The sequence below is a fragment of the Pseudenhygromyxa sp. WMMC2535 genome, assembly GCF_011083025.2.
The window spans coordinates 5,692,226-5,705,156 of sequence record NZ_JABJWV010000001.1 but is presented as its reverse complement, the minus strand read 5'-3'; the positions used below and the strand labels follow the sequence as shown (position 1 = coordinate 5,705,156).

Annotated in this window: 12 protein-coding genes; 9 read left to right on the top strand and 3 right to left on the bottom strand. The window is 67.8% G+C overall.

Annotated features, from left to right (window positions below):
- Positions 1 to 128: 128 nt before the first annotated feature.
- Positions 129 to 2,294, bottom strand: a complete 2,166-nt coding sequence (locus G6O69_RS22400) for a hypothetical protein (protein ID WP_172305545.1) — start codon at positions 2,292 to 2,294, stop codon at positions 129 to 131.
- A gap of 503 nt (positions 2,295 to 2,797) precedes the next feature.
- Here G6O69_RS22400 and G6O69_RS22395 point away from each other — a divergent pair.
- Complete coding sequence (locus G6O69_RS22395; RefSeq protein WP_172305544.1) at positions 2,798 to 3,670, top strand: sterol desaturase family protein; 873 nt, start codon at positions 2,798 to 2,800, stop codon at positions 3,668 to 3,670.
- Positions 3,671 to 3,714: 44 nt separating this feature from the next.
- Here G6O69_RS22395 and G6O69_RS22390 read toward each other — a convergent pair whose 3' ends face one another.
- On the bottom strand, positions 3,715 to 4,455 hold the full coding sequence (locus G6O69_RS22390; protein WP_172305543.1) for a redoxin domain-containing protein: 741 nt from the start codon (positions 4,453 to 4,455) through the stop codon (positions 3,715 to 3,717).
- Between the two features lie 78 nt (positions 4,456 to 4,533).
- On the opposite strand from G6O69_RS22390, the gene G6O69_RS22385 reads away from it, so the two are divergent.
- Positions 4,534 to 5,529, top strand: a complete 996-nt coding sequence (locus tag G6O69_RS22385) for an alpha/beta hydrolase (protein ID WP_217909888.1) — start codon at positions 4,534 to 4,536, stop codon at positions 5,527 to 5,529.
- A gap of 6 nt (positions 5,530 to 5,535) precedes the next feature.
- Here G6O69_RS22385 and G6O69_RS22380 read toward each other — a convergent pair whose 3' ends face one another.
- On the bottom strand, positions 5,536 to 5,976 hold the full coding sequence (locus G6O69_RS22380) for a CBS domain-containing protein (protein ID WP_172305542.1): 441 nt from the start codon (positions 5,974 to 5,976) through the stop codon (positions 5,536 to 5,538).
- A 356-nt stretch (positions 5,977 to 6,332) separates the two neighbouring features.
- On the opposite strand from G6O69_RS22380, the gene ccoS reads away from it, so the two are divergent.
- From ccoS to G6O69_RS22345, 7 genes are all read left to right on the top strand, one after another.
- Positions 6,333 to 6,515 (top strand): cbb3-type cytochrome oxidase assembly protein CcoS, encoded by a 183-nt coding sequence (ccoS, locus tag G6O69_RS22375; protein ID WP_172305541.1) that lies wholly within the window; start codon positions 6,333 to 6,335, stop codon positions 6,513 to 6,515.
- Entirely contained in the window at positions 6,512 to 8,692 is a 2,181-nt protein-coding gene (ccoN, locus tag G6O69_RS22370; RefSeq protein WP_172305540.1) for a cytochrome-c oxidase, cbb3-type subunit I, read from the top strand. The genes ccoS and ccoN overlap by 4 nt, the downstream gene beginning before the upstream one ends.
- A 10-nt stretch (positions 8,693 to 8,702) precedes the next feature.
- A complete protein-coding gene (locus G6O69_RS22365) occupies positions 8,703 to 8,900 on the top strand; it encodes a cbb3-type cytochrome c oxidase subunit 3 (RefSeq protein ID WP_172305539.1) in 198 nt (65 codons plus the stop codon).
- Between the two features lie 14 nt (positions 8,901 to 8,914).
- Entirely contained in the window at positions 8,915 to 9,727 is an 813-nt protein-coding gene (locus G6O69_RS22360) for a cbb3-type cytochrome c oxidase N-terminal domain-containing protein (protein ID WP_172305538.1), read from the top strand.
- Between the two features lie 255 nt (positions 9,728 to 9,982).
- Complete coding sequence (gene ccoG, locus G6O69_RS22355; RefSeq protein ID WP_172305537.1) at positions 9,983 to 11,470, top strand: cytochrome c oxidase accessory protein CcoG; 1,488 nt, start codon at positions 9,983 to 9,985, stop codon at positions 11,468 to 11,470.
- Complete coding sequence (locus G6O69_RS22350) at positions 11,467 to 12,015, top strand: FixH family protein (RefSeq protein WP_172305536.1); 549 nt, start codon at positions 11,467 to 11,469, stop codon at positions 12,013 to 12,015. Before ccoG ends, G6O69_RS22350 begins: the two co-directional genes overlap by 4 nt.
- A complete protein-coding gene (locus G6O69_RS22345) occupies positions 12,015 to 12,881 on the top strand; it encodes a sulfite exporter TauE/SafE family protein (RefSeq protein ID WP_172305535.1) in 867 nt (288 codons plus the stop codon). The genes G6O69_RS22350 and G6O69_RS22345 overlap by 1 nt, the downstream gene beginning before the upstream one ends.
- Positions 12,882 to 12,931 lie beyond the last annotated feature (50 nt).

The following is a 12,931-nucleotide window of genomic DNA, read 5'->3' as shown; positions in this document are numbered from 1 at the left end:
CTGCGTTCCATGCCGGCGTGGCCACTGAGATAACGGCGCCCGAGCCCGAGGGGTATGTCAGCGATATTTCAGGTCCGCGGATCCGGGCCGAGACCCGAACCCGCGGACAGCGAGGCGCCCGTGGAGGATCAGTCCTCGCCGACCCAGGGCGTGTGCGTCAGCGGCCCCTTGAGCAAGGTGAAGGAGCGGGACGAGGCGGAAGACAAGTTGACCCAGCCGAAGCCGTTGGTCACCCGCGAGGGCGCGCCGACGTAGACGCGCACGTTTGCGATGTCGCAGTCCCCGATGATGTGGCCGACCCGGATCGGGTTGCTGGCCGCGGTCGTGGACTTGGTCAGCAGCTGCTCGCTGGTGGTCACGCCCGCGCTGACCGAGAGGTTCCCGGGCACCACGCCGCCGCTCACCACGTAGAAGCTGTAGTTACCCACGCCCTGCGGGTGCCAGGCTCCGTAGTCGATCTCGACGAGGTCGTCCTTGGTGGCGTAGGTCAGGCAGCCGCACTCCAAGCTCGGGTAGACCCCCGCGGCCGGCGCGGTGTTGGCCGTCCCGATCCGCGGCAGCTGCATCTTGGTCTTGTAGCGGGTGTTGTCGATCATCACGAGATGCTCGAAGTTCCCGTCGTCGCCGACCTTGACCCCCTTTTGCCCGCTATCATAGAAGTCGACCACCACGTTCATCAGCCCGGTGTCGCTGGCGTTGGTCGTGATCTTGGCCGCGAGGTAGGGGTTGTACCAGAGCTGCTCCGGATCGCGGACCGGGTACAGGTAGGTCGAGTTGCCGATCGAGATCGGCGTGATGTTCTGAGGCTCCCACAAGCTCGTGACCTCGTTCCACAGCAAGTCGACGAACCCGGCCTGGATCGCCCGCTCGGTCATCTGATCCACGTTCTCGACCTTGACCGCGTAGTAGCTGACCCCGTTGTTCCAGGCCAGCTCATGGTTGAGCATCAGGCTCAAGGTCCCGCCAAAGGCGAGGTTGGGGTGGCCCGAGAAGTAGTAGCCGGCCGGCGTGGTCGCGGATCCGTCGACATCGTCGATGTACTGAAAGGGGATCAGCCCGATGCCGAGCACGTACTCACCCTCGGCGACCTCGATGACCCGCTCGAGGCTGGCGATCTGCGTGTCGAGGCTGAGGAAGAGCTTGTTGTCACTGGCGCGCACGGCCTGCCAGGGCGTGGGCAGCGGGGCCTCGAGCACGCTCGCGAGGTCGAGCTCCTCGCTGATCTCGCCGGTCGAGAGATCGAAGCGCATGATCTTCTTGTTGTCGCGATCCGCGACGAGCACGGCCTGGCGCTCGTCGTCGGCCCAGCTCAAGAAGCCAGGCGTGAAGCCGAGGTTGAACTTTGGCGCGGGGCTCGAGTTGAGCTCCCCGGAGGTGATGTCGAGCTGATAGACGTTGCCCAGCTCGTCGGCGATGACCGCCTGGAGCACCGAGTCGACCACGTCCACGAGCAGACCCACGCCGGCCCCCGCGAGCCCCTCGACGATGGCGCCTCCGGGCGAGCCGTCGGCAAAGAAGAGCCACAGCTTGTCCCCGTCGACCGCGTAGACGGTGTCACCCCCGTCGGAGGCGATCTGCTGCGGGTTGGTCAGGTTGGCCTGGCCGCTGATCTCGACCAAAAACCCGGAGTACTCGGGCGAGGGCTCGTCGCTGAGCCGCCGCGCGTAGCAGATCATCGGGCCGTAATACCCATGATTGATGGAGAGATAGATCCGCGCGCCATAGTCGGTGACGACGAGGTCGCGAATGTCACCGCCCCAGGCCAGACCGGCGCTGACGTCCTGGTTGCGGACATCGACGAAGTAGCTCTTCCAGTCGATGACCACGCTGCCGTTGAGGGTGTGCACCCTCAGCTTCGTGTAGTGATACTCGTTCGCGCTGCTGAGCCCAATGCGCAGGACATAGAACTTGTCCGCCGCGAACTGCCCCGGATCCTCGACAGAGCTGCCCGCCGCGGCCCAGTCCTGGGCGACCATGCTGTCCGTCGAGATCTCATCGAGGCTCGCGGCCGCGACCTCGACGATCCGGGTCTGGATGTTCCCGGCGCAGATAATCGTCTGCGCGTCGTCACGCTTGATGTCGGGGAGGTTGATGTTGTCGAGCTGGCGGCTGGTACCGACCGAAAACGAGGATCCTGCCCCCTCGGAGACCACCGTGGCCGGCTTGTCCGAGATCCTCGACAGCGTCCCCGCGAGGAAGTTCGCGCCGCTGCTGTAGTAGAGGAAGCCCGACGAGTCGTCGAAGTGAATGCCCCGGACATTGCTCAAGTTGCTGATCAGATTGCTGAATGACATCGCTCACGCTCCGCTCTGGCGGCCGCCCCCCGGAGGCCAATACACCATGCACCGGCCGCCTCGGGCAAATGCCCTCCGCGAGGGCCGCCAGAATACAACAAAGACTGCCACCAGCAATCTGTCAGTCAAGACAGTTGCCGATATTTTAATTACCCCCACCAAGGCATGGCCCGAGAACCACGACATTTTGATTCACAGCCAACAACCATCACTCACACGCTCCACCACCGGACCAATCCAATCGCTACACCCATAGCACTCACCAAATGGCATGCTCACGGCCAGCCCTCATGAATGGCACATTCAAATATACAACTCGAGTGTCACATGATTCGAGATATCAGCAACCTGGCGGTCCGAACGCCCCAGCTTCTTCGTAGGGGCAGACCTCGCCCCCCCCCGGCACAGCGTGACACTAGGTGAAGAGTGGCTCTCGGGGGCGAACGGCCGGCCTTTCACCCAAGTCTTGAAAACAGTTTTCATTTCCAATATGAAGCAGAAGCGTGGCCCTCCCCGACGTCTTCAACTACTTCCTGCCCGTCGCCGCCGTGGCCATCGTGCTCGAGTGGCTGTGGCTGACCCGCAGGCTCCACCGGCCCTACCGCGGCCGCGAGGTCGGGCGCAACGTGGTGCTGTGGCTCGGCTACGAGGGCCTGACCTGGCTGACCGGCGGCCTGTTCATCGTCATCGGGCTGTGGGGCTACGAGCACCGGCTCCTCGACTTCGGCTACAGCCTCGGCGCCTTCGTGGCGCTCTTCTTCGTCGAGGACTTCGTCATGTACGCGACCCACGTGCTCAAGCACAGGTGTCGGTTCTTTTGGGCCGCGGATCACGAGGTCCATCACTCCTCGTCGGAGTTCAACTTCACCACGGCCTTTCGCAACTCTCCCCTCGCCCCGCTCAGCGGCGCGTGGCTGGCCTGGCCGATGCTCTGCCTGCTCGGCTTTCCGCCGGCCATGGTCTTCTTTCAGGCCTCCCTGTCCCGGGCCTACCAGTGCTTCACGCACACCAGCACGGTCCGCCGGCTGCCCGCGGCGATCGAGTGGGTGTTCGTCACCCCCTCGCACCACCGGGTCCACCACGCCAAGAACCCCGCCTACATCGACAAGAACTACGGCGGGATCCTGATCATCTGGGATCGCATCTTTGGCACCTTCCAGGCCGAGCGCGACGACATCCCCTGCGAGTTCGGGGTGCTCAGCGAGTTCGACACCTCTCGAGTCGGGCGCGTGGTCTTTCACGGCCTGGGCAGCATGATCGCCGACATCAGGCGGCGGCGCGGCCTCGCGGCCAAGCTGGGCACGATCATTCGCGCCCCGAGCTGGACGCCTGCGAGCGAAGGCGGTCAGACCCTCGGCACCGACGAGCTGCGCTGAGCAGGCTCGAGCTCGCGGCCGAACTCGCGTCGGCCGAGCTTGGCTCAGCGCTGCGTGCAGGGCTCGTCCCGTGCGGCCTTCGGGCAGGTGTCGGGGCAGCAGCGCCAGCCCTCGGCCTGCCCGTCGAGCACCGCGAGCAGCTCGTCGAGGCCCGGGCGTCGCCCGCCGAGCTTGCGGTAGCGCAGGGTCCGGTCCTCGGCGAGCACCCACACGGCGAAGCCCAGCTCTGGCGCCGCGCCCAGGCCCAGCGCCTCGGTGAGCGCCCCCGCCTCGTCGGCGAGCACCGGCGCCTGCAGGCGCAGCTCCCCCGCCCAGCGCAGCGCAGAGGCCCTCGGCAGCGAGCGCGCGAACACCAGCGTGGTCCCGCGCGCGTCGAAGTCCGCCAGACCAGCGGCCAAGGACACCACCCACTCGCTGGTCTGCGCGTGCTCGGCCGCGCCGACCCACACCAGCGTCACCGGGCCGGCCTCGACCAGGGTGTCGAGCGCCATCGTCACGCCGTCGACGGTCTCGAGCGCGGGGAGCTGCCAGCGATCGCCGGGCGCCAGGGCCTCGGGGTGCGCCGGCGAAGCTCCGTAGCGCGGATCGAGGATCTCCACGCGCGCCTCGTCAGAGCGCGCCTTGGGCGGCTTGGCTGGCGCAGGCTCGGCGGAGCTGCGACAGCCCGGGCCCAAGAGCGCCAGCGCCAGCGCCAGCGCAGCTCCCCGCCGAGCCGCCCGCGGCCCAGGAGTCCAGGCGAGCGGACGCCCGCGCCTGGCGCGGTGGACTGCGGAGCGCTCGGCCATGAACGCCGGCGATGATACTCCCCGACGCCGACGCGCGGTGGCTTGCCCTCGTCCCCAAACACGCGCCAAGCTCGGCCCATGCAGCTGCGCGCATGCGTCCTGCTCGTCGCCTCGCTCTTGGCGGCCTGCTCCACGACCACCGACTGCCCCCCAGCCGCCTCGGCGCCCGCCGAGCGAGATACGCAACAAAGCGAGGACGCCCCGCTCGCCCAGGCCGACGAGGGTCCACGGATCCCCGCCGAGCCCGAGCTCGTCGCCGTCACGGCCGACGATGGCCACGCCCTGCACATGTGGCGCCTGACCGCCGAGGGCGTCGACGATCCCCCGGCGATCCTGCTGATCCACGGGCGGACCTGGTCGAGCGCCCCCGACTTCGATCTTCGCGTGGGCGACGACCGCTCGCGCTCCTTGGCCCACAACCTCGCCGCGGCCGGCTACGCCGTCTATGGCCTGGATCTGCGCGGCTACGGTCAGACCAAGCGAGACGCGAGCGGCTGGCTCGAGCCCGATCGCGCTGTCGAGGATCTCGCCGCGGCCACGGCCGTGATCCGCGAGCGCGAGGGCGAGGCCCCGGATCTGCTCGGCTGGTCGAACGGCGCCCTCGTGGCCCACCTCTACGCCCAGCGCCACGCCGAGGGCCTGGGCAAGCTGGTGCTCTATGGCTACCCCCGCGACCCCGACGTGCGCGCGGCCGAGGCGCCCAAGTCCGGCGAGCCCGCCCGCGCCAAGACCACGGCCGAGGCCGCGCGCAGCGACTTCATCACGCCGGGCACCATGCCCGAGGCGGCCGCCGACGCCTTCGTCGAGCAGGCCCTCGCCGCCGACCCGGTCCGCGCCGACTGGCGGAGCCTCCAGCAATTCGACGCCATCGACCCCGCCGCGTTGACCTCGCCCACCTTGGTGATCCACGGGGTCCACGACCCCTACGCCAAGCAGCTGTGGATGGCCAAGCTGTTCACGCGCATGAAGGTGGAGGCGCGCCAGTGGGTGATGCTCCCCAACGCCGACCACGCCGCCCACCTCGAGCACCCCGAGGCCTTCACCCGGGCGCTGCTCGCCTTCCTCGCCGACTGAGCGGGCTCAGTCCTCGTCTTTGCGCGCGCGCAGGGCCTTGCCCTCGAGCTCGTCGAAGGCGCGCAGGAGGTCCAGGGGCGAGACGATGCCGACCAGCGCGTCGGTCTTGTCGAGCACCGGCAGGCAGCCAAAGTGGTGCTCGAGGAACAGCTGCACCGCCTTGTGCAGGGTGTCGTAGGTGTGGACCGTGATCACCGAGGTCGTCATCAGGTCGCCCACCTTCATCTCGTCGTCGAGGTGGTAGACCAGAGCCAGATCCGGCGCCTGATCGACCCAGTCCGGCCGCCGCAGATCGCGATCGCTGACGATGCCCACGAGCTCGTCTTCGTCATCGACCACGGGGATGTGCCGGATGTCGTGCTCGCGCATGCGGAAGAAGGTCGTCCGCGAGCCGTCTTCGGGCCGGGCTGTCACGAGCTTGCTGGTCATGTACTTGCTGATGCGCATGTGGTCCGGAGATGATCTGACCTCGCTGGATTTGCGCTCAGCGCAAGACATGCACCATGGGCACACCGTGATCGCAATCTTTGCAGGCCCATCCTCTCTTGCCTGGAGATCAGCCCCGGAGACCAGTTTTCGGAGCATTTCGTCCGAATGGCCATGACGGCAATACCCCCCAGCACGCAGAAGGTGCCGCCTCGTGACACTCGAGCACGCATTCCATGCGTAAATTCTAGCCTTTTGAGGATCCTGCGAAGACTTTGCTCCTCGATCAGCTCTAGTCACGCACGTCTTGCGCGATACCCCAGCTTATCGGCGAGCCGGGATTCAGTCAGGGTACGCCCAGGACTGGGAGCTCTCACGTGAGCGTCATTTACTTCCTGCTTCCCCTGGCGGGGCTGATCGTGATCGCCGCGGTGATCGCTTTTGCGTTCGCCGTACACGACGGTCAATTCGACGACCTCGACACGCCTCCCCTCCGGGTCCTCTTCGACGACCCGGTACACACCCCAACCCCCAAAAAACGCGAGGAGACGCCGTCATGAGCGAGACTCCGCAAACCGAGACCATCCGCTACGACGACGCCGTCGTCCGTAAATTCGCCTACGCGACCATCATCTGGGGCCTGATCGGCATGCTCGCCGGTCTGTGGTTGGCCCTCGAGCTGGCCAGCCACAAGTTCAACCTCATCCCCCAGATCGCCTTTGGGCGCCTGCGGCCGCTGCACACGAACGCGGTGATCTTCGCCTTCGTGGGTAACGGGATGTTCGCAGGCATCTACTACTCGACGCAGCGTCTGCTCAAGACGCGCATGGCCAACGACCTGCTGTCCAAGATCAACTTCTGGGGCTGGCAGGCGATCATCGCGTCGGCAGCGGTGACCTTGCCGCTGGGCTACACGACCTCCAAGGAGTACGCCGAGCTGGAGTGGCCGATCGACATCGCGATCGCGCTGGTCTGGGTCATCTTCGGCCTCAACTTCTTCCTGACCCTCAAGCAGCGCCGCGAGAAGCACCTCTACGTCGCGCTGTGGTTCTACATCGCCTCGATCATCGCGATCGCGGTGCTGCACATCTTCAACTCCCTCGCCGTCCCGGTCGCCGCGCTCAAGAGCTACTCGGCCTACGCGGGCATCCAGGACGCCCTGGTCCAGTGGTGGTACGGCCACAACGCCGTCGCCTTCTTCCTGACCACGCCCTACCTGGGCTTGATGTACTACTTCGTGCCCAAGGCGGCCCAGCGCCCGGTCTACAGCTACCGCCTGTCGATCATCCACTTTTGGGCCCTGGTGTTCATCTACATCTGGGCGGGCCCCCACCACCTGCTGAACTCGGCGCTGCCCGACTGGGCCCAGAGCCTCGGCACGGTGTTCTCGATCATGCTGCTCGCGCCCAGCTGGGGCGGCATGATCAACGGCCTGCTGACCCTGCGCGGCGCGTGGCACAAGCTGCGCAGCGACCCGGTGCTCAAGTTCTTCGTGGCTTCGATCACCTTCTACGGCATGTCGACCTTCGAGGGCCCGATGCTCTCGCTCAAGGCCGTCAACTCGCTGTCGCACTTCACCAACTGGACCATCGCCCACGTCCACGCCGGCGGCCTCGGCTGGAACGGCTTTTTGACCTTCGGCCTGCTCTACTGGCTGCTCCCGCGGCTGTGGAAGACCGAGCTGCACAGCAAGAAGCTGGCCACGACCCACTTCTGGTTCGGGCTGATCGGCATCGCCGCCTACGTGCTCAGCATGTGGGTCAACGGCGTGACCGAGGGCCTGATGTGGAAGGAGTTCGATCCCGACGGCAAGCTGGTCTACGGCACCTGGGACGAGATGGTCCCGGCTCTGCGCCCGACCTACATCGTCCGCGCCGTGGGCGGTGGCCTCTACATCACGGGCGTGTTCTTGATGATCTGGAACTTCATCAAGACCTACCAGACCCGCGGTGAGCTCACCGACACCGAGGTCGAGGTCCCGGTTCGCCGTGACCTCAGCAAGCCCGAGGGCAGCAGCTGGCACCGCCGCCTCGAGGGCAAGCCGCTCGCCTTCACCTTGCTGACCACCGTGGCCGTCGCCGCCGGCGGCATCCTCGAGCTGATCCCCAGCATGGCGATCAAGACCAACGTGCCGACCATCGACAAGGTCCGGCCCTACACGCCCCTCGAGCTCGAGGGTCGCGACGTCTACATCTCCGAGGGCTGCGTCAACTGCCACTCGCAGATGGTCCGCCCCTTCCGCGAGGAGACGCTGCGCTACGGCGACTACGCCAAGGCCGGCGAGTTCGTCTACGACCACCCCTTCTTGTGGGGCTCGCGTCGCATCGGCCCCGACCTGCTCCGGGTCGGCGGCAAGTACCCGGATCTGTGGCACTACAACCACCTCGTCGATCCGCGCTCGACCTCGCCGCGCTCGCTGATGCCCAGCTACGCGCACCTGGCCGAGGCGCCCCTCGACCTGAGCCTGACCAGCGCCAAGTCCTCGATCCACGCGACCTTCGGCGCGCCCTACACCGAAGGTGAGATCGGCGCGGCAGAGGCCCTCGCGCGCATGCAGGCCGACACCATCGCCGACGGGCTCATCACCCAGGGCGCTCCCGACATCCGCGACCGCAAGATGGTCGCGCTGATCGCCTACCTCCAGCGCCTCGGCACCGACGGCAAGGGCGCCGTCGTCGAGGGCTCTCCCCACGTCGAGCCGCCGGCCCAGGGCTTGCCCGAGCGCCTGCAGCAATAGGAACCGCACCATGAAGAACGACATCTTGTCTCTGAGCGAGTACGCCTACCTGGCCGAGATCAGCATCGTGATCTTCGTCAGCGTGTTCCTCGGCGCGCTCTACAGGATCCTCCGCCCGGGCGCTCGCGAGGCCTACGAGGCCATGGCGAGCATGCCCCTGGACGATCAAAACCCCGTCGAGCCCCTGCCTCGCACCGCGCACGAGTAGGAGAACCCAAGACCATGGCTGCACCCCCCGACGATCTGCTCGATCACGACTACGACGGCATCCGGGAGTTCGATAACCCGCTGCCGAAGTGGTGGCTCTACCTGTTCTACGGGTCGATCCTGTTCGCGATCGTGTACATCCCCTACTACCACTTCGGCCCCGGGGCGCTCCCGACCTCGGCCTGGGCCGAGGACATGGAGGCCTGGTACGAAGCCCATCCGCCCCCCGAGCTGCCCAGCGACGCTGAGCTCGAGGCGATGGCCGCGGACCCGACCTTCGTGAGCGCCGGCGAAGCGACCTTCAAGATTCGCTGCGCTGCCTGCCACGCCGCCGACGGCGGCGGCGTCGTCGGCCCCAACCTGACCGACGACTACACCCTCTACGGCTACGGTCGCGATCAGATCGTCGCCGTCATCTACCACGGCACCAAGTTCGGCATGCTGTCGTGGAAGGACCAGCTCAGCCTCGACGAGATCTATCAGGTCGGGGCCTACGTCCACTCGCTGCGCGGGACCACGCCCGCCAAGGCCAAGGACGCCGAGGGCGTGCTGATCGGCTCGGCCGCGGCCGCCGATGACCAGCCCGAAGACGCCGTGGCCGACGACGCCGTGGCCGATGACGCCGCCGCCGAGACGGGCGACGAGACTGGTGAAGAGACTGGGACCGAGACCGGTGATGAGACCGGGACCGAGACCGGCGACGAGACCGGAACCGAGGGCGAAGCCGCCGATGTCGAGGCAGCTCCCAACACGGTTCAACCCGCTGAAACGGGCACTACCACGGGTTCCGCCGCTGACGCAGGACCCACTGCGGAGCAGCCCAGCTAGCCCTAGGAGCCCGTGGTGAAACCCAACACGACACCTCGCTTGGTCTTTTCGCCGAGGGCTTTGTCGCCAAAACTGGCAGTACGCCCGGTACAGCGGCGTTTTGGCTTCGCGCCCTCGACAAAAATCCCGGCGCCAGGAGCCGCGCTGGGTTCCACCACGGGCTCCTAGCGCCCTCGCCTGCGACAATGCGTCCGATCGTGTTGTCGCAGGCGTCGACTTGGGTCAAGCATGCGGCAACGAGGAGGGAATCGAGCAATGGCAGGACTCGCTGATAATGACACGGTCACCACAATCGGTGAGGGCGGCAAGCGAGTGTGGCTCTACCCAAAGTGGATCCGCGGCAAAATGCTCACGGCGCGCACCGCCGTGCACTGGTTGCTGATCGTCTTGTTGCTGATCGGCCCATGGATCGACATCGGTGGCCACCCGGCCACCCGCATCGACATCCCCGGGCGCCGCATCTACTTCTGGGGCGCCACCTTGATGGCGACCGACGGCGCCTACCTACTTTTCCTGTTCGGCTTCGTGGTCTTCGGAGTGTTCTTCGTGACCGCGCTCTTCGGCCGCGCCTGGTGCGGCTGGAGCTGCCCACAGACAGTCTTCTTGGAGTCGCTGATCCGCCCCGTCGAGCGGCTGATCGAGGGCGAGCCCAGCAAGCGTCGCAAGCTCGACGCCGCGCCCTGGAAGGGCAGCAAGTTCGTCAAGAAGGGGCTCAAGTACGCCTTCTACCTGGTCGTCGCAGGCGGCGTCGGGACCACCTTCACGGCCTACTTCCTGGGCCGCGACGGGGTCATCGAGGCCCAGCTCAACCCGCTCTCGCACCCCGGCGGCACGGCCACCTTCGTGATCATCACGGGGCTGCTGCTCTTCGACTTCGCCTACTTCCGCGAGCAGACCTGCCTGGTGGTCTGCCCCTACGGCCGCTTCCAGTCCGTGCTCCTCGACCGTGACTCCCTCGCGGTGCTCTACGACGAGGGCCGCGGCGAGCCGCGCGGCAAGGCCAAGGATCCCAACGCCGGCGACTGCGTCGACTGCAAGGCCTGCGTGCAGGTCTGCCCCACGGGCATCGACATCCGCAAGGGCGTGCAGATGGAGTGCATCCAATGCATGGCCTGCATCGACGCTTGCGACTCGATCATGGTCAAGCTCCAGCGCGACCCGGGGCTGATCCGCCTCGATAGCGAGCGCCACATCTCGGCCTCGCTCGCGGGCAAGGGCAAGACCGACGCGCCCGCCGCCGCCGACTCCACCGCCTCGAGCGCGGGAGCCCCGGCCGCCAACACCAACTGGCTGTCCCGGGCCTTCCGCCCGCGCGTGGTCATCTACGGCCTCGGCCTGATCGCCGTGTTCTCGATCCTCGTGTTCGTGCTCGGCAACCGTCAGCCCGTGGGCCTCGACCTCCACCGCCGCTCCGGCGTCGCACCCTACGTGCAGATGGGCGACGGCAGCGTGCAAAACTCCCTCGAGCTGCGCATCCAAAACCGCAGCGGCGAGCCACGACAGTTCACCGTCGAGCTCGTCGACGAGGACGGCACCAACTTGCTCGTGCCCGGCGGCCAGCTGACCGTCGAGGCCGAGACCACCCGTCAGTTCCCGCTCTTCTTGATCCGTCCGAGCGAGCTCGGTGGCGGCGACGTCGAGCTGCGCGTCCACGACGAGCAGGGCTTCACCGACAGCGTCTCGATCGAGTTCCTGGCTGGCTCCCGGCCGGCCGACGATCCCCGCACCGGAGGTGAAGCATGAACGACGCAGCCCCCACACCCGCCCCTGGCACCGCCGGGAGCCGCAGCAACCTCGCCTGGCCGATCGGCATCGTCGTCGGCCTGGGCATCGTGCTCGTCGCCAACGCGATCATGATCACCGTGGCCGTCTCGCACCCCTCGGTGCCCGCGGCCGAGGATCACTGGCGCGAGTCGATGGACTGGGACCGCGAGCTCGAGGCCCGCGAAGCCTCGGCGGCCCTGGGCTGGACCATGGGCGAGTTCACGCGCAGCGACGAGGGCGCGCTCGAGATGCGCATCCTCGACGCCGCCGGTGAGCCGCTGCCCGGCCTCGCCGGCGAGCTCCGCCTCGAGCGGGCCGACGACGCCAGCCGCGACGCCAGCTTGACCCTCGTCGACCTCGGCGAGGGCCGCTACCGCAGCCAGACCAGCGCGCCCGAGCGCGGCCTGGTCCGCCTCGAGCTCGACGTCCACGACGCCGGCGGACGGCGCTTCGTCGCCAGCCGAAACGTCGAGCTCGACGCCCTCGAGCTCGACGCCCTCGGGCCCGACGCGGAGCCCGAATAATGGACGCCCTGGGCCCCTCACTGATCGCCGTGCTCGGCGCGAGCCTGGTCGGCAGCCTGCACTGCGTGGGCATGTGCGGCGGCTTCGCCACGGTCATCGGCGGGGTCGGCTCGGCCAGCGGTGCGCGCCGCGAGATCGGCCCGACCCTGGCCTACCAGGGCGCCCGCGGCCTCGCCTACACCGCCCTCGGGGCCATCGCCGGCTTGCTCGGCGCGGGCCTCGACGAGGGCGCGGGGCTGCTCGGTCTCCAGCGCCTGTCCGCGCCGCTCATGGGCGTGACGCTGATCGCCATCGCGATCGGCTCGCTGTGGCCGCGGCGCGCGGCCACGACCGCCGGCGAGGGCTCGCTGATCTCCCTGGGCGCGGGCCCGAGCAAGCCCGGGCTGATCGCCCGCCTGCGCCTTTACCTGGCCCGAGCCCTGCGCACCCGCGGGCTCACGGCCGGCGCCGCCGCGGGCCTGCTCAGCGCGCTGCTGCCCTGCGGGTGGTTGTGGGCCTACGTGATCGTGGCCGCGTCCACGGGCTCGCCGGGCATCGGCGCCCTGGTCATGGCCGTGTTCTGGGCGGGCAGCGTCCCGGCCTTGCTCGGCGCGGGTCTGCTCGCGGGTGAGCTCGGCCGCCGCCTCGGCGCCCACGCCCCCAAGATCACCGCCGCGGCCATGCTCGCCCTCGGCCTGCTCAGCCTGGCCGGCAAGCTGACCCCCAAGCCCATGAACCACATGAAGCACGGCGACGCGGCCATGCACGAGAGCGGTGATCACGATGATCATGATGCTCACGACGCTCGTGAACAGGGCGCACTCACCGAGCACGAGCAGCCCAGCGACGCGCCCGTCGCCATCCCCCAAGACGCGCCCTGTCACTGATCAGCCTGCGGGCGCCGCATGAAAGGGGCGCCCGCGCACCCTCCTCTGCG